This window comes from Mycobacterium sp. NGS11 (assembly GCF_059813315.1).
The window spans coordinates 12,968-33,690 of record NZ_JCALEJ010000007.1; the positions used below are offsets into that span (position 1 = coordinate 12,968).

Annotated in this window: 21 protein-coding genes; 8 read left to right on the forward strand and 13 right to left on the reverse strand. The window is 68.6% G+C overall.

Features of this window, described 5'->3' with window-relative positions:
- Positions 1–221: 221 nt before the first annotated feature.
- Positions 222–800, forward strand: coding sequence for a hypothetical protein (locus tag AC5Y4T_RS11265; protein WP_499953012.1), 579 nt, complete (start codon positions 222–224; stop codon positions 798–800).
- Here the strand turns inward: AC5Y4T_RS11265 and AC5Y4T_RS11270 are convergent.
- Positions 797–1,816, reverse strand: coding sequence for an NADP-dependent oxidoreductase (locus AC5Y4T_RS11270; protein ID WP_499948197.1), 1,020 nt, complete (start codon positions 1,814–1,816; stop codon positions 797–799). The genes AC5Y4T_RS11265 and AC5Y4T_RS11270 overlap by 4 nt on opposite strands.
- A 57-nt stretch (positions 1,817–1,873) precedes the next feature.
- On the opposite strand from AC5Y4T_RS11270, the gene AC5Y4T_RS11275 reads away from it, so the two are divergent.
- Positions 1,874–2,542, forward strand: a complete 669-nt coding sequence (locus AC5Y4T_RS11275) for a DUF3060 domain-containing protein (RefSeq protein WP_499948199.1) — start codon at positions 1,874–1,876, stop codon at positions 2,540–2,542.
- A 13-nt stretch (positions 2,543–2,555) separates the two neighbouring features.
- Here the strand turns inward: AC5Y4T_RS11275 and AC5Y4T_RS11280 are convergent, their stop codons facing one another.
- The 4 genes from AC5Y4T_RS11280 to AC5Y4T_RS11295 form a co-directional block, all read right to left on the reverse strand.
- Entirely contained in the window at positions 2,556–2,963 is a 408-nt protein-coding gene (locus tag AC5Y4T_RS11280; protein ID WP_499948201.1) for an Rv0313 family protein, read from the reverse strand.
- 67 nt (positions 2,964–3,030) lie between these two features.
- Complete coding sequence (locus AC5Y4T_RS11285; protein WP_499948203.1) at positions 3,031–4,458, reverse strand: DUF7159 family protein; 1,428 nt, start codon at positions 4,456–4,458, stop codon at positions 3,031–3,033.
- A 132-nt stretch (positions 4,459–4,590) separates the two neighbouring features.
- The gene (locus AC5Y4T_RS11290; RefSeq protein WP_499948204.1) at positions 4,591–6,555 is read right to left on the reverse strand and encodes an Hsp70 family protein; all 1,965 of its coding nucleotides are present in this window, start codon (positions 6,553–6,555) and stop codon (positions 4,591–4,593) included.
- A gap of 153 nt (positions 6,556–6,708) precedes the next feature.
- The gene (locus tag AC5Y4T_RS11295) at positions 6,709–7,962 is read right to left on the reverse strand and encodes a hypothetical protein (protein ID WP_499953013.1); all 1,254 of its coding nucleotides are present in this window, start codon (positions 7,960–7,962) and stop codon (positions 6,709–6,711) included.
- 38 nt (positions 7,963–8,000) lie between these two features.
- On the opposite strand from AC5Y4T_RS11295, the gene AC5Y4T_RS11300 reads away from it, so the two are divergent.
- Both AC5Y4T_RS11300 and AC5Y4T_RS11305 read left to right on the forward strand, forming a co-directional pair.
- Entirely contained in the window at positions 8,001–8,645 is a 645-nt protein-coding gene (locus tag AC5Y4T_RS11300) for a TetR/AcrR family transcriptional regulator (RefSeq protein WP_499948206.1), read from the forward strand.
- 106 nt (positions 8,646–8,751) lie between these two features.
- Positions 8,752–9,228, forward strand: coding sequence for a nuclear transport factor 2 family protein (locus AC5Y4T_RS11305; protein WP_369829315.1), 477 nt, complete (start codon positions 8,752–8,754; stop codon positions 9,226–9,228).
- Positions 9,229–9,232: 4 nt separating this feature from the next.
- Here the strand turns inward: AC5Y4T_RS11305 and AC5Y4T_RS11310 are convergent, their stop codons facing one another.
- Both AC5Y4T_RS11310 and AC5Y4T_RS11315 read right to left on the reverse strand, forming a co-directional pair.
- Complete coding sequence (locus AC5Y4T_RS11310) at positions 9,233–9,892, reverse strand: L,D-transpeptidase family protein (RefSeq protein ID WP_499948207.1); 660 nt, start codon at positions 9,890–9,892, stop codon at positions 9,233–9,235.
- 99 nt (positions 9,893–9,991) lie between these two features.
- The gene (locus AC5Y4T_RS11315; protein WP_499948208.1) at positions 9,992–10,669 is read right to left on the reverse strand and encodes a phosphatase PAP2 family protein; all 678 of its coding nucleotides are present in this window, start codon (positions 10,667–10,669) and stop codon (positions 9,992–9,994) included.
- Positions 10,670–10,804: 135 nt separating this feature from the next.
- Between AC5Y4T_RS11315 and AC5Y4T_RS11320 the strand changes: the two genes are divergently transcribed.
- Positions 10,805–11,287: a hypothetical protein gene (locus AC5Y4T_RS11320; protein ID WP_499948209.1), complete on the forward strand. Its 483-nt coding sequence runs from the start codon at positions 10,805–10,807 to the stop codon at positions 11,285–11,287.
- Here AC5Y4T_RS11320 and AC5Y4T_RS11325 read toward each other — a convergent pair.
- A complete protein-coding gene (locus tag AC5Y4T_RS11325; protein ID WP_499917822.1) occupies positions 11,271–11,552 on the reverse strand; it encodes a hypothetical protein in 282 nt (93 codons plus the stop codon). The genes AC5Y4T_RS11320 and AC5Y4T_RS11325 overlap by 17 nt on opposite strands.
- 76 nt (positions 11,553–11,628) lie before the next feature.
- Here AC5Y4T_RS11325 and bluB point away from each other — a divergent pair, with 76 nt between their 5' ends.
- Positions 11,629–12,297 (forward strand): 5,6-dimethylbenzimidazole synthase, encoded by a 669-nt coding sequence (gene bluB, locus AC5Y4T_RS11330; protein ID WP_499948210.1) that lies wholly within the window; start codon positions 11,629–11,631, stop codon positions 12,295–12,297.
- Positions 12,298–12,369: 72 nt separating this feature from the next.
- Positions 12,370–13,779, forward strand: a complete 1,410-nt coding sequence (locus AC5Y4T_RS11335) for a sulfatase family protein (protein ID WP_499953153.1) — start codon at positions 12,370–12,372, stop codon at positions 13,777–13,779.
- Here the strand turns inward: AC5Y4T_RS11335 and AC5Y4T_RS11340 are convergent.
- Positions 13,776–14,558: a trans-aconitate 2-methyltransferase gene (locus tag AC5Y4T_RS11340; protein WP_499917820.1), complete on the reverse strand. Its 783-nt coding sequence runs from the start codon at positions 14,556–14,558 to the stop codon at positions 13,776–13,778. The two genes, AC5Y4T_RS11335 and AC5Y4T_RS11340, sit on opposite strands and share 4 nt — an antisense overlap.
- Before the next feature lie 165 nt (positions 14,559–14,723).
- Between AC5Y4T_RS11340 and AC5Y4T_RS11345 the strand changes: the two genes are divergently transcribed.
- Positions 14,724–15,923, forward strand: coding sequence for an alpha/beta hydrolase family protein (locus tag AC5Y4T_RS11345; protein WP_499953014.1), 1,200 nt, complete (start codon positions 14,724–14,726; stop codon positions 15,921–15,923).
- Here AC5Y4T_RS11345 and eccE read toward each other — a convergent pair.
- From eccE to AC5Y4T_RS11365, 4 genes are read right to left on the reverse strand one after another with little or no spacing between them, the layout of a single operon-like run.
- Complete coding sequence (gene eccE, locus AC5Y4T_RS11350; protein WP_499953015.1) at positions 15,913–16,932, reverse strand: type VII secretion protein EccE; 1,020 nt, start codon at positions 16,930–16,932, stop codon at positions 15,913–15,915. The genes AC5Y4T_RS11345 and eccE overlap by 11 nt on opposite strands.
- Positions 16,929–18,329, reverse strand: coding sequence for a type VII secretion-associated serine protease mycosin (gene mycP / locus AC5Y4T_RS11355; RefSeq protein ID WP_499948214.1), 1,401 nt, complete (start codon positions 18,327–18,329; stop codon positions 16,929–16,931). Before mycP ends, eccE begins: the two co-directional genes overlap by 4 nt.
- Entirely contained in the window at positions 18,326–19,789 is a 1,464-nt protein-coding gene (eccD, locus tag AC5Y4T_RS11360) for a type VII secretion integral membrane protein EccD (protein WP_499948215.1), read from the reverse strand. The genes mycP and eccD overlap by 4 nt, the downstream gene beginning before the upstream one ends.
- Positions 19,759–20,721: an ESX secretion-associated protein EspG gene (locus tag AC5Y4T_RS11365; protein WP_499948216.1), complete on the reverse strand. Its 963-nt coding sequence runs from the start codon at positions 20,719–20,721 to the stop codon at positions 19,759–19,761. Before AC5Y4T_RS11365 ends, eccD begins: the two co-directional genes overlap by 31 nt.
- Between the last annotated feature and the right edge of the window lie 2 nt (positions 20,722–20,723).

Genomic DNA, 20,723 nt, shown 5'->3' on the forward strand with positions numbered 1-20,723 from the left:
GGTGGGGTGGCATGCATGCCGCGGTCGGGGTCCGCGCGCACCCGATCCGCGCGCGGCGTTCCCGCTCACGAGCCGCTGCCGCGATCCCCCTGGCATAAACAAGCGACGATAGCAGCCGAGTGGCCCACTTCTAGGGATTTCGCGACTCAACCATCAACTTAGTTGACATATGCGCCGCCGCTGGTATCAAGGAGGTTGATGGTTTGAGAAAGGAAACAGCCATGTCTAATGGATTCTTCGGTAATTTCGGTGGTCCCGGTTTCGACGGTCCGGGCTTTGGCGCTCCGGGATTCGGCGGCCCGGGCGCCGGCGGTCCCGGCTTCGCCCACTTCGGCAAGAAGGGTCGCCACGGCCTCAAGCGCGCGGCGTTCGTCACCGCGGCATTGCTGCTGGACGGGCCGGCCGACGCCGCGCAAGTGGTGCAACGGGTGTCCGACGCGACCGGCGGCGCGTTCACGCCTCCGCAGGACGTGGCCGAGCTTGCGATCGGCATCCTCGCCGGGCGCGGCGTGGTCACCGTCGACGGCGGCGTGGCGACGCTGACCGAACTCGGCCGAAACGTGTTGGCATGGCGCGGAATCAGCAGCGAGACCGCCCACGCCTTCTTGAGCCGTGCGGCCAAGTTCGGTGACGTGGTGAAGATCCGCAAGGAATTCTTCGAGATCGCCGGACTGGCCCGCACCATCGCATGGACGGGCACCGACGAGCAGAAGCAGCAGCTCGCCGAGGCGCGAACCAAGGTGCTCGAGGCGCTGACCGATGCGCGCAAGGCGCTGCACCGGGCGCTCGGCGCCGCCTAGCGGGGACTGGGTTCGCTCAGCCTGACCAGGGTCTTGCCGACGTTGACGCCGGTGAACAAGCCGTTGAGGGCATCGACACAGGACTCGATGCCCTCAAAGATGGTCTGCCGGTGGTGAAGTCGGCCTTCGGCCGCCCACTGGCGTAGCGCGGCGAACGCCTCGTCGAAGCGGCCCCACTGATCGAGCGCGTTGAACCCCTGCATCAGGGCGGTCTTCGACAGCAGGTTCACGTAGTTGGCAGGCCCGGGGTGATCGCCGGTCAGATAGCTGGAGATGACGCCGCACAGCACGACGCGCGCCCGGGCGGCCAGGCGGCCCAGCACGGCGTTGAGGATGGGACCGCCCACGTTGTCGAAGTAGACGTCGACGCGTTGCGGGCAATGCTTTTTCAGCGCCGCCGCGACGTCGTCATTCTTGTAGTCGATGCACGCGTCGAACCCGAAGTCCTCGACCACCGCCCGACATTTCTCCGGCCCGCCCGCGATGCCCACCACGCGGGCGCCGGCGATCTTGGCGATCTGCCCCGCGACCGATCCGGTGGCGCCCGCGGCCGCCGACACCACCACCGTCTCCCCCGGCTGCGGCCGGCCGATGTCGGTCATCCCGAAATAGGCGGTGGCGCCGGTCGGGCCGTAGACCGACATGATCGCCAGCTGGTCGTCCTCGCCCGGGATCGGCGTGCTGAACAGGTCGTCGCGGATGATCACGTACTCCTGGAAACCGGTCAGCGTGGTGACGACGTCGCCGACCGCATAGGCGTCGCATCGCGACGCCACCACCTCGCCGATGCCGGCCGCCCGGATCACCTCACCCAGCTGGACCGGCGGAAGGTAGCTGGGCTGGTCGTCGAGCCAGGTGCGGGCGGCGGCGTCGATGCCGACGTAGGTGGTGCGCAGCAGCGCCTCGCCCTCGGCGGGTTCGGGCGCGGGCGTGGTGACCATTTCGGTGTCATCCGGTTGGACAAGCCCGGACGGACGGCGACGAAGGAGGACCTGGCGATTCGGCAAATCGGGCACGATCGTAAAAACTACCGAACGGCCCGGAAAGCCAGAAGCGAATGGCATATTCATCCCATGGCAGCAAACGAAGACCCGGAGGACCGAATCCGGGAACTCGAGCGCCCGCTCGCCGAGACGGCGCGGGCGTCCGAGCAGGGCAGCTCGCAGCCCGCCGGGCAGCCGGGCGCCCCACCCCCGCCGGCCTCGTGGAATTACGGCGGCCCGCTCCCCGAGCCATTCCAGCAACGCTCGTCGAGTAACCGCATCTGGTGGATTCTCGGCACGGTCGTCGTCGTCGGCGTGTTGGCCCTGGCGGGGGGCATCGCCGCCTTTGCCGCACACCAAGTTTCCGGCGTGAGGTCGATCATCGCCTCGCCGCCGACCATCTCCACCACGTTGCTCCCGCCGAGCGTTTCGACGAATCCCGTTCCATCACAGAGGAAATCACTTTCGTCGTCGACGTCGACCACCGCACCACCGGGTACCGAACTCAGCGTCGCCGGCATCAACGAGAACCGGACCATCGCCTGCAACGACAACATCGTCAACGTCAGCGGGGTTTCCAACACGGTGACGATCACCGGCCACTGCACCAGTCTGTCGGTGTCGGGCGTGCAGAATTCGGTCACGGTCGAGGCCGTCGAGGCCATCGACGCCTCCGGCTTCAACAACAAGGTCACCTACCACTCGGGCGCGCCGAAGATCAGCAACTCCGGCGGCTCCAACGTGGTGCAGCAGGGCTGAGCGAAAACGATTGTTACGCGGGCTCTTCGGCGTCGGCTTCGGTGTCGTCTTGGTCGTCGTCGAGGACGCTGACCGCAATGCCGTAGGGCAGGAAACGCACCTTGCGTTTGGGATCGACGTTGTCCTTGTTCGCCCGCAGTGCGTCGAGTTCGGTCGCATAGACCTGTTCGACGCGCGCGCCGCCGTCGGCGTCCACCGTGTAGATGGCCCACACGCCCTCACCGGCCTCGCCCGCGGTTTCGGGGGCGCTGCGCGGACGCCGCGACAGGTCGTCGAAAACGGCGGACCACCCCGTCCGGACACCGGGCCCGGCCACGAACTTGCCGACCCGCTCGAATACGTCGCGCAGCCCCTCGCTGCCCTCCCGGATCATTCGGTCGAACTCTTCGGGGTCGAATCCGAATCCACTGTGCTCGCCCACGCGACCTCCTTGGCGCTCGATGTCGTAACTGCCAGTGTGCGCTCAGTCGAGGCCGTTCGCCACGTGGTTACGGGCCGGGCGGCGGCGGGGGGTTGATCGGGATAGGCACCGTGACGAACGGGAAATGCAGATACATCGTCACCGGTGGCTGCTGGGGCCGCGGCGGCGCCGCGGGCGGCGGGGGCGGCGCGGCAGGCGGGGGCTCGGGCGCCGCGGCCGGCGGGGGCGCAGCCTCCTGGACCGGTGGGGGCGCCTGCCGGACGGGCGGCGGCACGTACTGCGGTGCCTGCCGGGTCGGGGCGCGGTAGACCGGGGCCGCGGGTGCCTGAGTGACCGGGGCCTGCGGTGCGGACTGCTGCACCGGCGACGATGCGGGTGCCGGGGCGGCCACCTCGGTTGGGCTGGGCGCGGGCGGCGGGGGCGCCGGGCTCGGGGCCGGCAGCTGCGCCTGCGGGGGGTTGCTCGGCGGGTTCTTCGGCGGAGGCGCGGGCAGCTGGACGCCGGGGGTGGCCACGCTGACGCCCGAAGTGTGACGGTCGGCCGGACGATCCGAGGTCAACGTCACCAGCACCACGCCGCCTATCGCGGCGACGATGCCGACCAGGGCGCTGCCGGCGAGCAGCATCGACCGAGGGCGGCGCGGCGGAGTGTCGTCCTCGTCCGCGACCGCGCTGTAGGCCCGCGCGCCGGTGCCGACGTCGGCGTTGCCCCAGACGTCCAGGTAGCTCGGGCCGAGCGCGGGGAGACTCAGCTCTCCGGTGCTCGGATCCAGTGCGTAGGCCAGGGCCGCCGTCGACGATGCGAACAGCGGGGCGTTCGCCGAGGCCAGGGCGGCGCCGCGGGCCAATGCCATGTCCGGCTCCTCGGGCGCGGTGACCGGAAGCGGGGTGGCCGCCTCGAGCGTGGGCTTCAGCGCCACGATGTCGGTTCCGCAGCCGATCAGGAACACCCCGTCGGCACGAGACCCGCGCGCGTCCAGACCGGCGACCATCGTCGCGAGTTCGGCGGCCAGACCTCCCGGGTGGTCGCCGCCGGTCTGGCGCCGGTGCAGATCGACGATCGAACCGTCGGCGACGTCGACCACGGCCAGCGTCGCGTTGGCCGGCTCGACGAACAGCATCGCGAGGCGTTCGTAACCCAGCGCGTAACCGACGGTCTGTGCGAGCGCGGCCGCGGCGAGCAACGGTGCGACCAGCATCACGCCGCCCAGTTCGCAGGTGGCGATCGCCTCCCGCAGCGCGCCGACGCCGGCGGGGTCACTCCAGGTGACCCCCGTGGAGGTCAGCCGGTGGCCGCCCTCCAACACACCTTCGCGGCTGCCGATGATCGCGTCGATCACCTGGTCGACAGCGCCGGCCGCCGAATTAACCGAATTCCCAGCGGCCCCAACCTCGAACTCTTCTTGTTCGACGGTCACGCCGTCCGCATTTTGGCCCTCGATCGCCACCAGGCGGACTGTCCTGGGAGCCATCGACACCCCAAGCACGATGTCCACGTAACGCCTCCAAAGCCCTTTTCAACGCCCTCTGCGAGGGCACGACGGGAGGAACCCCGCCCGAACTTGGTGACATAAACGTTACGCGCGTGCAGCTAATTGCGCAGGCGGTGTGCGTACGCAGGAATAACGCTAATAACCCGGCCCCAGGTACGGATTCTGCGCGCTCCCCGGGTACTGGGGGTACTGGGGGTACTGCGGGTACTGGGGGTACTGGGGATATTGCGGGTACTGCGGAGTCGCAGGAGCCTGCTGCTGTGGAACCGGCACCGGGATCGGGACCGGTAGCAGCGGAACGTGGATCCATTCGGTGGTCATCGGCACCGTGGTGGTGGTAGTGGTCGGCGGGGGCGGGGGTGTGGTGGTTTCCACCGGCGGCGGCGGCGCCGTGGTGGTCACCGACGGTGGCGGCGGCACCGTCGTGGTGACCGTCGGTTGCGGCGGCGCGGTGGTCGGCGGCGCCGTATGCCGGGGGGTGTAGACGGGCGCCGGCGGCGCGGTGGTGACCACCACCGGAGGTGGCGGAGGCGGCGGTGACGGCGGCGGTTCCGGCGGTGGCGGCGGGGGGCTCGGGATGGGTTGCGCGCTGGGCGGCGGGGGTGGCGGCACCGCGGTGGGCGGTGGCGGCGCGGCGGGCCGGGGCGCCACCGAGTTCGCCGGGGGCGCAGGCAGGGGCGCGACCGAGGGCGGGGCCGGCCGGTTCTCTATTCCGGTCAGCGTGTAGGCCACGCCACCGATCGCCGTCATGGCGACCACGGCCGACATGCCGATGATCAACTGGGAGAACCGAAGACGCAACCAGGGTCGGCGTTCCCGGGGCGGCTCAATGACGTTGAGCCGCATCGACCAGCCGGCCGGTCCGTCTTCGTCGTAGGTTTCGCCACCGAACCGCATCCGCAGGTCGCCGGGGTATTCCGTTTGCGACCAAGCCAATTCGCGATCGGTGAGCGCCTCATCATCGATCACCAGCACATCGCCGGCGCCGAGGTCGACGACGTCACCGGCGGCGTCGGCCGAGGCGAGCAGCCCTATCGATGTCCGCGTGCGCAGATCCAGCTCGCCACCGCGCGATGCCAGGATCAGCGCCCCGCTCGCCGCGGCCAGCGCGGGCTGCGAGGGCGTCAGGATCGGCATCCGGCCGTGGGCCGAAAGTCGTTCGGTGACAAACGGAATGCGTGCGCCGCCACCGACCGTTACCACAGCGACAAGGTCCGTCCAGTTCGTGCGGTAGCGCAGCAGCATGTCGTCGAAGGCGTAGATGAAGCCGGTCAGCCGGTCAGCAATCATCTCTTCGAGGTCGTCTTGCGTCAACGTCAAACTGCAGCTGCGCCCGCCCAGCACCGCGGTGATCTCGGTGGTCATGTCGGTCGAGAGCAGCTCCTTGCCCACCCGGCATTGTTCCCTGAGTTCGACGAGCTGCCCGACGCCGGCGGTGCTGGCCGGGTCCAGGCCGCTGCCATGCCCCAACTCCTCGAACGCACGCAGCTGCAACTCCTGGTCGATCTCGTCACCGGACAACGCGGCGTAACGCATGGTGGCGCTGACGAGTTCGAAGTCCCCCGCGACATTGACCAACGTGGCCGACGTGCCGCTGCCGCCGAAGTCGAGCAGGCCCACCACGCCCTCGTCGGGCAGGCCGAGCTCGGCCTTCACCGCCGTCAGCGACGCGATCGCGTCCGAAACCAGCCGCGGCGCCATACCGCTTCGCACGAAGCCCAGATGGGTTCGCAGCGCGTCGCGCAACGCCTGCACCGTCGCGGGTTTCCAATGCGCCGGAACGGCGATGGAAATCTCCGAGCACGCCGCATCCGCACCGGCCGCGAGCACCATCGCGTCCAGCGCCTCCACCGTCAGCAGCTCCGGGTCGTGCGCCGAACCGTCGGGTGACACCAGCGCAACGGAATCACCGATGCGCTCGATAAAGCCCTTCATCGGTACGCCAGGCTCGGTTAGGTACGGGTTCTCATCGGGCGCACCGATTTTCGGTGCACAGTGCGGGTAAAGGGTCAGCACAGACCGGCGGGTAACCGGTGGGCTTCCATTACGCGCAGCGACCAGGTTCGTGGTCCCGATCGACAACCCGAGTGGGTCGTACATAGAGCGAAACCTTCGTCTATAGGGGTCGGTGGCCAGCGTCAACGATAGCCGCGGACACGCGGAAAGCCGATGCTTCGCAATGTCATTGGTATCCGCTCGATGCCCTTGCGTCACCGAAGCGGTACCGAAAACCCCTTGACAAAACGCCTTTCGTTACAAGACCGTCAGCGGCAGCGAACGCCTCGGCTCGAACTGGAAGGTCGATCCCCCACTGACTCTGACGACGGAAACCTCTGGTAGTTCCTCGGTGGGAGTGTCGGTTTCGACCAGTTCGGCCGTCCAGTCGGTGGCCGATCCGCTAACTCGAACCGCGATGTGCGGATCCACCGCGGTGGCGACCGCCTGGAGCGGCTGCACCGACTCCGGCGAGCACAGCGAGATCCAGGATCGGTCATCATGCGCCGGCGACGGGTGGACGTGCAGGCGGCTCGAATCCGTCTCGGCGACAACGTAGTCAGCAGGGTTCAGCAGCGGGTGCAGCTCGAGGACGCGCAGGGCACCTTCGGTGCCGCCCGGATGGGGGCCCCTCCCGCTTGCGGGGGATTTCAGTGCGCGGTGAATGCGCTCGGCGGCCACACCCGCGATGCCGGTCAGGCCGCGGGTGCACACGCCGACCGCTTCGTCGTCGTTCGCGGCACGCGCCCGCACCGCGATCGCGAACGACAAGTACAGCAGGTGCATCTGCAGGCATACTTCGTCGGCCATCCGGACCAGCGCCGAATGCGAGAAGGCGGCGAAGTCGAAGTCGGACAGCAACGGCCCGGAGTAATCCGCCTGCCCATCGTCCGAGGAGTCGATGGCGTCGAGTTCCCATGTCGCAGCGCGTGTTCGGCTGACGATGTCGAGCGCCGGGATGCTTTGCGCTTCGGGATGGGACTCGTCGATGATGACGGTCCACGCGCAGTGCGGATGCCGGTCCGCCGGCGTCCGGGGCGGGCGATGGATGGGACGCACCTGGGCGCGCGGGTTGGTGGCGATCGCGGTGGCGTCGAAGGTGGGGTCCTCGATGGTGTGGCACATGCCGAACACGTACTGCTCGCCCATCGGCTCGACGTCGAGCAGTGCGCCGCAGTGGTCGAGGTGGAATTCGCCGTGCCAGCGGTCGTGGACCGTGTACCGGAAATCCATGAATTGCGGTGGCGCACCGATGTCGAGTTGTAGGCCCTTGAAGATGGTCACCACGTCGTCGCCCTCGTAGTTCAGGGCTTTCTGCATGCGCCGGGTGTAGATCGGGCTGGATCCCGCCCACTCCTCGATGGCGATCTGGACCATCTCGTCGCGCCCGAACGAGGAGATGCACCAGGCCATCCCGGATCGGTCGATCAGCTGCCCGATCAGTAGCAGTTCGGGAACCAAGACGACGAGCTCGTCGCGGGACAATCGCGCGTATCGCGAGGGGCTGCTCACGCCCCAAAAATAGACTCGACTATGTTATAAAGTCAATAATGTCCATCGTCGCTGGCCAGAAGCCGGAACGCCCGGTCGGCCCGACCCGGCGCACCACCGCGCCACGCAAGCGCGGCGATGACACTCGGGCGAAGATCATCGATGAGACGGTGCGCTGCATCGTCGAGGAGGGATTCTCTGCCGCCACGGCCAAGCACGTGGCCGAACGCGCAGGCGTGACGTGGGGGGTCATCCAGTACCACTTCGGGGATCGCAACGGCCTGCTGATGGCAGTGGTGGACGACGGGGTGACCCGGCTGGTCGACAGCCTGTCGTCGGCCGATGTCAGTGAGCTGCCCCTGCGAAGGCGCATCGAGGTCGTCGTCGACACCGCGTGGAGCTGTTACAGCAGCCCGACGTCGATGGCCGCCTTCGAAATCCTGCGCGAGACCCGCGGCGGTCCGGACCCGTCGTCGCGGCGCCACCTGCTCGACATGAACGCCGCTGTCGGCCAGCTGGGGCGACTGATCACCACCGATCCGGCGCATGCCGGTGTGGCCGAGGTCATCTGGGCCACGCTGCGCGGTGTGGTGCTGGCACAGATGGTCACCGGCACCGCGATCGATTGGAGCCTGGAACGGCGCGCCCTCGTCGACATGGTCACCCGCCACCTCTCCGAGGGCCCGGGACACCGCGACACGTAAACCACGCACGCGACACGCCGCGCGAAGTCGCACTGGTTTAAGTCTCGGCGGCCCACCCCGTCCGACCGGCTCAGGCTTCGCATTTCCCGTGTGCTGCAATGACGGGATGACCCTCGACGATCTCGCCGATATCGAAGCGATCAAGCAAGTCAAATACCGGTATCTGCGTGCGCTGGACACCAAGCACTGGGACGACTTCACCGACACCCTGGCCGAGGACATCAAGGCCGACTACGGGCCGTCGATCGGCAACGAGCTGCACTTCACCAACCGGGCCGACCTGGTGGAGTACATGCGTACCTCGCTGCCCGCGAACGTCATCACCGAACACCGGGTGACCCACCCCGACATCACCGTCGACGGCGACACCGCAACGGGCAGTTGGTATCTGCAGGACCGCGTCATGGTCGCCGACTTCAACTTCATGTTGATCGGGGCCGCGTTCTACCGCGACACCTACCGCCGTACCGAGGCGGGCTGGAAGATCAGCGGCACCGGCTACGACCGAACCTATGACGCCACAATGTCTTTGGAGGGCCTGAACTTCACTCTCAAACCCGGACGCGCCATCGCCTCGGACTGAGAAGCTACTTGGTGATGGCGATGACCGCGCCGGGCCGCAGCCATTTCATGATCGACACCAGCTGAGCGTCGTCCACCGCCACGCAGCCCTCGGTGGGTTTTCCGTCGGTGGTGTGGAAGAAGAACGCGGCTCCGCCACCCGGGGCCTTGTTCTTGTTGACGCCCATCACGACGGCGTGTTTGTACTGCGGGATCTGCAGGTTCTCGCTGTCACCGGTGTTGAACGGGCATTGCGCCTTCTGGCAGACCTGCATGGAGTTGAACGTTGGACTGTGGTCGTCGCCGCTCCACCAGTAGTTCGGCCCGGAAACCTGGGTGTAGGGCAACCCGGTGCCGGGGTTCGGCGCGGTGCCGAACGCGGAGTCGAGGCTGTACACGCCCATCGGGGTGGCCGGCACGCCACTCTTGGCCTGAGGGGCCATTCCCGCCGAACCGACGTGGGTGGGGATGCCGGATCGCAGCGACTGCCAGCCGGTGCCGGTGCGCTGGAAGATCTCCATGTTCGCGTTGGAACCGCCGGTGCTCACCACCGAAACCACCTGGGTCGCATTGCCGACCGCGTTCGCGAACCAGGGAGCACCCGCGGCCGCACCGGTCGGGGCCAGCCCCACCGACGCCAGGATCACGCACGCCGCGGCGCACAGCGAAGCGAGCAGTCGGTGCATGCACTCCATCGTCGAACGGGAACATCTTCGGGGTCAAGTAAAGCTTTAGCTCCGTTTAGGTCACCGCGTCGTGACCAAATAGCCGCCGGCACAGCGCAGTTAGCGCGTGGCGGTGGTTTCGGTTGCCCGCCGCGGGCCGGCGGATAGCGTGATCGAGGGCCGAAAAATCAAGAGACACAACAGGAAATACAGGTAGCCCAGCGACCAGCCGGCCAGCACATCGGACGGGTAGTGCACGTTCAGCGCCACCCGCGAGACGCCGACCGTCAGCAGCGACACCGTCACCACCGCTACCGCGATGCCGCGGATCGTCCGGTTGAGCATCGGAAAGAAAAAGCACAGCACGGCGAGCAGCGCGGCCATCGCCTCCAGCGCATGCCCGGACGGAAAGGAGGTGGAGGGCGCGGCGACCAACATGGTCGCCGGGCGGGGCCGGTTGACCAGGGCCTTGGCCGCCGCGGTCGCGAACTCGTTGAGCGGCCCGCACGCGAAAGCCAGCACCAGCGCCGCCCGCAGATTGCGCATCACCAGGGCGGTCACCGTCATCGCGATGCCCAGCACCGACATCGGGACCGGACCCAATGCATAGGACACGCCTTCCCAAAACCGCAGCCACTGCGGATGTTTGAGCGCGACACCGCGGGCCGCGTTCAGCAACGACCAATCCATCCGGTACAGCCAGGTCCAGTGCCGGCAGTAGCCCGCCCACATCGTCGCGTACACGGCGGCAGCCAGCACCGCGAAGCACAGGGCCACCGGCGTCCTGGGGCGAGTCATAACCAACCGATACCAGCAGTCCCGTCGATGACATGCGGGCGACCCGCTGCACCCGGCGACAAGCGCCGCGCTTGCGATCACCCGGCGTCACCGTGCGACCCGTCCTCGCCGGCGCTCGCGCGTCATACTGTCGATATGGCCGTCTTTGTCCGTAGGTTGTTCGGCATCGGCAAGCTGCCCGACGAGCTGCACGCCCAGCTCGAGTCGGAAGGCCTCATCTACCACGCCGATTACGTGGCCGTGACCCGCCGATTCAGCGGCACCATCCCCGGCGTTCGGTTGCCGCACAGCGTCGCCAGCTACACGGGTTCACTGGTCTTCACCTCGGAGCGAGCGCTGGCCACGCTGTCGATGCTGCCCCGGCTGGCGGGCCCGACCGTCAACGTGCGCTGGGACGCGCCGCAGGCGGGAGCGGCGCGGGTGGAGGTCTCGCCGACCGGGCTGCAGGTCGACGCCGACGTCTCCCGGGTCGACGAGAAGTTCGCCGGCGAGCTGTCGCTGCACTACAAGGTGGCGATTCCCGACGATGTTCTGGCCGGCCTGCCCCGGCGGTCGCTGGCGTTCGACATGCCGCCGGAATACGTGTTCCGCGCGGTCGGGGTTACCTATAGTCCCTGATCGCGATGCGCGGCCACGGCGGCTGCCGCAGCACCGCGAGGGTGCCGATCACCGCGGCCAGCAGGCCGGTGATCACCCCGATCAGCGCGATCCGGCTGTTGTCCACGGCCGGCGTCCAGGTGGCCTGCCCGTCGCGGATGGCGAACACCCCCAGCGGCTTGGTCGCCACGATGACGGTGGTGCCGTCCGGGGTCTGATAGGGCTCACCGTAATTGCGGCCCGCGCCATCGGCGGCCAGCTGATCGAGCACATCGGAAGGCTTCACTTCACACCGCTCCCTTCCCGGGGTTCACCAGGTCCTTTGGTCTGGGCAGGCTCAACGCTAACGCCGATTTCCTACGATGGCAGGCGTGAGCGGTGAGGCATTCAGCCCGCAAGAGCGGCGGGCCGTCTATCGCGTCATCTACGAGCGCCGTGACATGCGCCGATTCGTGCCCGGTGCGGTGGTGGACGAAGCCGTACTGGCGCGCCTGCTGCAGGCCGCGCACGCGGCGCCCAGCGTCGGGCTGATGCAGCCGTGGCGCTTCATCCGGATCACCGACCACTCGCTGCGGCGGCGCATTCACGCCCTGGTCGACGAGGAACGCCCGCGCACCGCCAAAGCGCTGGGCGAGCGATCCGACGAGTTCCTGGCGCTCAAGGTGGAGGGCATCCTCGAATGCGCGGAGTTGTTCGTGGTGGCGCTCGGCGACGGCCGCGACGCGCACGTGTTCGGCCGGCGAACGCTACCGCAGATGGACCTGGCGTCGGTGTCGTGCGCGATCCAGAACCTGTGGCTGGCGGCCCGGTCCGAGGGGCTCGGCATGGGCTGGGTGTCCCTGTTCGATCCGCAACGGCTGGCGGAACTGCTGGGCATGCCCTCGGGCGCCGAACCGGTGGCCATCCTGTGTCTGGGGCCGGTGCCCGAATTCCCCGATCGCCCGGCGCTGGAACTGGACGGGTGGGCCGTCGGGCGACCGTTGCGGGAGTTCGTCTGCGAGAACCGATGGGGCCAGTTGCCGACGCCCTGATACTGAAGAGAAAGCACCCGGGGAAGTTGCGGTAACGTCGCCGGTCGCAAGGCAAGGTGAGAGGTGACGCCATTGGACGACGCCGGGCAAAAACAAAATACGGGCTCTCGGGACAACGTGCTGATCGTGCACTGGCACGACCTGGGGCGCCACCTCGGTGCCTACGGCCACCCCGACGTGTCGAGCCCGCGACTCGACCGCCTCGCCGCCGAGGGCATCCTGTTCACCCGGGCGCACGCCACCGCGCCGCTGTGTTCGCCGTCGCGCGGATCGCTGTTCACCGGTCGCTACCCGCACAACAACGGCCTCATCGGGCTGGCCCACCACGGCTGGGAATACCGCGACGGGATCCGGACCCTGCCCCAGATTTTGTCCGAATCGGGCTGGTATTCGGCGCTTTTCGGCATGCAACACGAGACCTCCTACCCGAAGCGGTTGGGTTTCGACGAGTTCGACGTGTCGAACTCGTACTGCGACTACGTGGCCGACAAGGCCGGCGAGTGGCTGCGGCAAAGCGCCGAAGGCCTTGTCGGACAGCCGTTTTTGTTGACCGCCGGCTTCTTCGAGACGCACCGGCCCTATCCGCACGACCGCTACACACCGGCCGACAGCGCCACGGTGGATACGCCCGATTACCTGCCCGACACCCCCGAGGTGCGTGGGGACCTCGCCGACTTCTACGGGGCCATCAGCACCGCCGACGCCGCCGTAGGGCTGCTGCTGGACGCGCTGGCCGACACCGGTTTGGACGCCACCACCTGGGTGGTGTTCTTCACCGATCACGGCCCCGCATTCCCGCGGGCGAAATCCACGCTGTATGACGCCGGCACCGGCATCGGCTTGATCATTCGCCCGCCGACCGGCCGGGCGATCCAACCGCGCGTCTACGACGAGCTGTTCAGCGCCGTCGACTTGGTCCCGACGTTGCTGGGGCTGTTGGGGATTGACGCTCCGGCCGACGTCGACGGTGTCTCGCACGCGTCCATCCTGCTGGAACCGGGTCCGCAAACCGCGCCGGTGCGCGAACACGTCTACACCATGAAGACCTACCACGACTCGTTCGATCCGATTCGCGCGATCCGCACCAAGGACTACAGCTACATCGAGAACTACGTGCCCCGGCCGCTACTGGATCTGCCGCTGGACATCCAGGAAAGCCCGTCCGGGCTGGCGGTCGCACCGCTCGTCACGGCGCCGCGGCCGGAACGGGAACTCTACGATTTGCGTACCGATCCCACCGAGACCACCAACCTGCTGGCCGACGACGGGGCCGACGCGGCCGATGTCGCGGCCAACCTTGCTGTGCTGCTGGATGATTGGCGCCAGCGCACGGGTGACGTCATCCCGTCGGAATTCGCCGGCACCCGCATCTCCGCGCGCTACACCGAAACGTATCTGCAGATCCATCGCTCGAAACCGTCCCCCCGCTCCGGCATCGCCGCCGACCGCGGCATCGAAGAGGGTAAGCCCACGCAGCGCTAATTGCCCTGGCTCGAGCCGCCCACTTCCGCGATGACGAACACCCGCCGGAACGGGAAGATCGTCGCGCCGTCGGAACGCGGCCGGTAGGCGTCCTGCAGCAGCGGGATCAGCTCCTCGCGGAACTGCTCCCACGTGTCGTCGTCGAGGCGCTCGCGCACTGGAACCAGGGCGGTGCCGGTGATCCACTCCAGCACCGGATGCTCGCCGGTCAGCTGATGCAGGTAGGTCGTCTCCCAGACGTCGACCTTGCATCCGGCGTCGAGCAGCAGATTGGCATAGTGCCCCGGCGGCTGAACCACCGCCCCCACCCGAAAGGGTATGTCGCGCAGCAGTTTAGCGTACGGCTCCCGGCGGGCCAGCGCCCGCACCGCGGCGTAGGACGGCGACTCGAAGTTGCCCGGCATCTGCACCCCGATCCACGATCCGGGCGCCAGCTGCCCCGCCCACCGCAACAGCAGGTCGGCATGCTCGGGCACCCAGTGCAGGGCCGCGTTGCTGACCACCACGTCGGTGTCGGGTTTGGGCTTCCAGTCGCGCAGGTCGCCGGTGACGGCGTCGATGCCGCGTTCCTTGGCCGCGGCAACCATCTCCGGTGAGCTGTCCATCGCCTCGATCACCGCATCGGGCCAACGCCGCGCCAGATACTTGGTCAGGTGGCCGGGGCCGCATCCGAGATCGACGACGCGGCGCGCCCGCTCGGCGCCCACCCGCGACAGCAGGTCGTAGAAGGGGCGTGCGCGGTGGTCGGCGAAGGCCAGATAGACGTCCGGATCCCACATGTCGATCCTCCCGATCCTCGCGCCGCCGCTCGCCGGCCGATAGCAAACCGTATAACTCCTATGGTGCGCCGCCGCGGCCCGGTTGGTCCCGGGATAACACCGCGGCGACCGAAACCGAACGAAACGCCCAGGAAAGGCGCTTTCGTCCGGCTACCATCGGCGTTCGTGGCGCCCGACTCAGATCCGATCGACCCGCCCGTTCCCGTTCCGGACGTTTCCGGCGCCGATCTGCCGGCCGGCGCCGGCGGACTACCCCCCCGCTCAGCGTTGTCGCCCCGCCAGCGAATGGTAGTCGAGGCATCGGCCCTCGGCGATCTGGCCCTGCGCACCTGGGTGGCCTCGCTGCTCTCCACCACGGTGGCGCCGTTTGTGGTGGCCAACGCGCTGCGGCAATCCGATTCCGCTGCCGAGCGCCACAACCTCGACTTCTATGCGGAGTTGGGCGCGGCGAAGGATCCGTCACGGTCCTTTCCGGCACCCACCGATGTGCCCCGGGTCGTATCGCGGCGAGCCAGCCCGCTGGCGGAGTGGATCGCGCGCGGCACGGTCGACAACATCGCGTTCCCCAGCAGTTTCACCGCCATAAACCCGGCCATGCGCGCCCGGTGGGGCGCGTGGCGGGCCAACAACACCGTGCGCGCGCAGCATTGGCGCCACGACGACGGGCCGCGTCCCACCCTGTGCGTGATCCATGGCTTCCTGGGATCGTCGTATCTGGCCAACGGGCGGTTCTTTTCGTTGCCCTGGTACTACCGGTCCGGCTACGACGTGCTGATGTACACCTTGCCCTTCCACGGCAAGCGGGCCGAAAAGTATTCGCCCTTCAGCGGTTTCGGCTATTTCGCCGGCGGGCTCAGCGGTTTCGCCGAGGCCATGGCGCAGGCCGTGCACGACTTTCGGTCGCTCATCGACTATCTGCACCGCACGGGAGTCAAGCGCATCGCGCTCACCGGAATCTCGCTGGGCGGTTACACCTCGGCGCTGGTGGCGTCGGCCGACGATCGGCTCGAGGCGGTGATCCCCAACTGCCCCGTCGTCACCCCTTCGACGTTGTTCGACGAGTGGTTCCCGGCCAACAAGCTGGTCCGGCTGGGCCTGCGCGTCTCCGACATCAGCCACGACGACCTGACGGCGGGGCTGGCGTACCACTGCCCGCTGAACTACCGACCGCTGGTGCCCCGCGACCGCCGGATGATCATCACCGGACTCGGCGACCGGATGGCGCCGCCGGACCACGCCGTCAAACTATGGCGGCACTGGGATCAATGTGCGCTGCACTGGTTTCCGGGCAGCCACGTGCTGCACGTCAGCCAGCTGGATTACCTGCGCCGGATGACCACGTTCCTGCAGGAGGTCATGTTCTGACCACCTCGACGGTGTCGGCGCCGTCGCCGGTTTGGCCGAGCGAGGCGCGATGGGCTCCGCCCAGCAGGGTGGGCCAGTGCAGCTCCGCCAGCAGGTTCTCCGGCACCGGCGCGTGTCCGTCCAGCCGGCGCGCGGACAGCAGGTCCAGGTCCGTCAACGCGGGCAGGTGGTTTCCGCGTTGCGGGGTCAGCCCGTCCACCGGGGCTTTGCCATCCGGGGCGGACTCCGTCTGGAACGCACAGGCCACCGCGACGGTGGGCCTACCCTTGTCACCGGCGAGCTCCAGCGCGGTGCACGTTTCGCGCGCGGAATACGCCCGAATCGCGTCCAAGGTCTGCGGGAGCGCGTCGTCCACCCGAACTCGGTATGCGGCAAGGTAATCCGAGGCACCGCGCTGCACTCCCCGCCACCTCTCGCGGGGGTTGGCAGTCAGCAGCCGCGGGACGTCGTCGGCCCCGACGGTAGTAGCTTCCCAACCGATCTCCCTCAAATGGTCGGCCAGCCGGCGGGCCGCGACCTGTGCGGTCTCGTGCAGCGGGATCCGCGGTGAGCGGGCTTGCAGCGCAGCCAGATTGTCCGGCGCCGACACGGTCAGTCCGATCCACGTCTCGCGTCGTGACACGTCGGAGGCGTTGTCGCGACTGGTGATTCGGATCTTGTCCGCCCGAACGCCGTAACGGTCGAGATAACTCGCGATCAACGGGAGCGGCAGCACTTCCGAGTCATCCTCGGGCGCGCCGAGACGAATCAGGGCGGTTGCCGCCGAGTCGGAGGTGCTCGCGGGTACGGCGTTGCCGCGTCCGATCATCGCCAGGCGGCGGCCGAGGATGGTGGTGAAGTGCAGACCGCGCCACCAGCCGAACAACACGATGACGACGACGGCGGCGATGCCCAGTAACCAGTAGTCGCGCGGCGTTCGCCACGGGTACGCCATGACGGCGGGCACAACGGCCAGCAGCGCCAACGTGATTCGGGCGCTCCCGGGGATCGGTATCCGATGCTTGTTCACGGGGTGGGGTCCTTTCGTCGGCGTGCGGCGATGGCGGTGACAGCGCCCGCCACCGCGACCAGCACGGCCAGCGCGGCGGTGCCGGCCACCGCTACGGTCCGCGGTTTGGTGTCCTTGGGCGCCGGGGCCGGAGGCACGGTCACCGGCTTCACCGACGCAGCGCCGGGCTGGTTACCGGCGGGCAGTTGCCAGGTCAGGGCCGCCACCGGATCCACACTGCCGGTGCCGACGACGTTGGACGGGTCGCGGGCGCCGTTATGTGCGGTTGCGGTGATGCGACGCTGCACGGCGGTGGCGTTCAGCTCGGGATACTTGCTGCGGACCAGCGCCGCCACACCGGCCACATAGCCGGCGGCGTAATCGGTTCCGCTCACGGCGGCGAGTTGCTGGTGCCCGTCGGGCAGGCCGTTGGCCAGCCCGCCGCCGTCGGCGTTGCCGATCGACACGATGCGTTCGCCAGGCGCGGCGACACCCACCCACGGCCCCGCCACGGTGAATTTCGACGGCTGCCCATCCGGGGTCAGCGATGCCACCGACAACACGTACGGCTGCCACCACGAGGGAATGGACACCGATGTGACACCGCCCCAATTGCGCGGATCGTTGGGGCGGCTCAGGTCGGTCAGCGGATTGGACTCACACGTGGCGCCACCGGCGCCCGCCCCGCTGTTGCCCGCGCCGGCCACGATCACCGCGTCCTTGTCGACCGCCGCGTAACGGACGGCCGCGCCGAGGGCGGCCTGGTCGACGGGACGGTCCACGGGCATGCAAGTGGCCGAGCCGATGTCGATCACCTTGGCGCCGAGGTCGGCCGCGTGCACGATCGCCCGGGCGAGCGTCGACACCTCGGCCGACACCCGCGCCAGCAGCGGATCACCACCCGGTGTCCGCGGCGAGAATTTGGCCGACGTCGTCCTGATGGCCACCACCCGCGCGGCGGGTGCCACGCCGGAGAACCCGTCGTCGGCCGAGGGCTGGCCGGCGACGAGGCCGGCCACCAGCGTTCCGTGTCCGTCGCAGTCGGTCAGCCCGTCGGTGGTCTCGACGAAATCACCGCCCGGATCCACGTTGGGCAGCCGCGGGCCCGGCCGCACCCCGGTGTCGAGCACCGCCACCAGTTGGCCCTCACCGCGCGAGAATTGCCAAGCCGCAGGCAGATTCAGCATCGACTGGCTTGGCGTGACGGCACCGGGATCGCTGCCGGGAACGACGCCGGACGTGCCGCAGGGGCCGCGTTGTTCCATCGGCTGTCCGGGGCCCGGCGCCCCGCTGGGCGGCGCGGCGCCGGGGTCGACCGTCGGCGGGCTGATCGCGGATGCCGGCGGACTCGTCCACGTCGCGGCGGCCGGCAGCAAGGCCAATGCCGCTGCGACGCAGGCTGATGCCGGCCGAATCATCGATTGAGCACCAAGCCGAACAGGCCGACCACGAAAGCCATCACGGGGATCAGCGACGCGTCGAGTCCGGTCGCGACGAAGCCGACCAGCCGGCGCACCGGCAGCGAGTAGCTTTCCGGCGCAGCGATGCCTGGGTTGAGCGCCACCACGATCCATACCGACACGAGTACGAGCAGGACCAGCACCGCACCGAGGGCGGCCGCATAGCGTCCGGTCGAGGTGTAGAGCACCAGCAGCACGCCGGCGGCCAGGAAGGGCTGAGCCAGCAGCCACGCCTTGCACGCGGCCGAGTCCCACACCCGGGCGCGCAGCACCGACGTCGCGGCGGTGGCCGCTACCACGTACCAACCCGCACCGCTGAGCGTCTCGGGCCGCAGCCCGATCGCCACCGAACCCAGGACGCTGAGTAGCACTGCGGCGGCAATGAATCCGCTCTGATGCGCGTCGCTGATCCGGACCCGGCGCGGCAGGTCCTCGAGCACCCGCAGCGACGGCGCCGACGGGGTCGGGTCACCGGGCGCCGGGATGACCGGCAGCGGGAAGCGTGCCCACAGCGCGGACAGTTGGGGCGCCTCGATGGTGACCAGCAACGCCGCCACGATCAGCCCGCAGCCGATGGCGATCGGTTGCAGGTGCCAGAGCAGTGTGGCGCCGGCGGCCAGCAGCACCCCGGCGCCCAGCACCGCGGTCGCGGTGAAGAAACCGGCGATGCGTTCACGTTCGGCGCTGGGCGCCATCAAGGCGATCAGCGACCACGCGGTGACACCGGCCGCGGCCAGGGTCAGTTGGGCGGCGCCGAATTTGCCCGGTACGGCCAGCGCGAGTGCCGCGGCGATGGGAATTAGTGCGGCGATCGAGAGCGCCATGCCGGTGCGCGCCGAGCGTGCGGTGACCAGTAGCCCGACGATCGCGGTCACCGCCGCGACCGCGCTGACCGCGACCAGTCCCAGCAGCGCACCGGTCGCCACCCGGTAGGCGACGGACAACCCGGTCGCCAGAAAGGCCACCACGATCGCAGCGGCCAACGCGCCACGCTGGATATGCGTTGTGCCCCAAGGCTTGAGCCGCGAGGTCGAGAAGATCATGGCCGCGTCGGCGATGTCCTCGACAATGCCGGGCGCGGCCGGACCGAGCGGCACCGCCTGCAGCGCCAGCAGGTCGCCGTCCACGACTCCGACCGTGTCCAGGCTGGCGTCCAGGCTGAACGGCGCACCACCGATCGGGGCCAGGCTCAACTGGGTCGCCGCGCCGACCTCGGCGGCACCGCGCGATGCGGCGCCGTCTTCCGGGCCGCCGCTGACCGGAACCACCAAACGCTGGACGGCGGGCAGGATCTCGCGCAGCGGCAGCTCCGCGGGCAAGGCCATTTCCGTCAACCTGCTATCCGCCAATATTGCCACGCGGACGATCGGCATGACGGTTCCGGACGTCACCGGACCCTCGAAACATGTTGTGGCCATTGCTGGAACATCGTGCTCTCTTCTTTCGTATTACGAATGTCGACGGACAGTGTTGAAGGGGAGAAGTCTCGGGCTAACCGGTGTTCGGAGAACCATCCGGCATCTGGCAATAGGGCGGTCAGTTGTTCGATCGCGACCGCGATCGCGAATGGCGTTCCGGGCGCGAAGGTCGAGACCCACTCGCCGTCGAAGGCGAGGGACGGACTGACCAGTACCCGCCCCTCGCGTGCGTCGACAATGCTCATCCCCACCTCGCTGGTGGAGTGCCGGCCGTCGCGGTGGCAGCCGGCGACGATCTCGACATAGCTGCGCGGCCCGTTGAACACCGACTCCACCACCTTTCTTGCCGATTGCGGAATGCCCAGGTAGTCAAGGACTTCGGCGAGTGGGGCACCCGAACGCAGTCGTTCGTCCGCCCTGGCGCCCACTCGCGTCGGCATGCTGAACTCGTCGAACCGAGCGGGCGGCCGCTGCGCGAGGCCGACGGTGAGCACCGGGACCAGCGCGCGCGGGTCATCGATGTCCATGACGGTGAACGTGATGAGCTGCGCGCTGCGCAACGCGACCACCGTGATCGACGCCTTGCCGGGCGCACCGGAGCGCTGTGCGACGACGCCGCGCAGTAACTCGGCACCGTCGCCCGCACCGGTGTCCTTGGCCGGGCCGACGTAACGCAGGTCCAGCCACCGCTCCGGAAAGCACACCACCTTGATCCACTCGGCGACCGCGGGGTTGACGACCCCGGCCGCCGAGACCAGACCGAGTTCGGTGAGCTCAGCCTTCTGACGGTCGAGGAACGCGTTGCGTTCCGCGGCATCACGATAGGGCGAGGTGATCGCCAAAACCCAGGGAAAGCTCCCCGCCCCAATCGTTTCCGCGATGAACCAGGCGTGATCGACCGTCAGCTCGACGGCGTTTGGCGTCGAGTCCATCA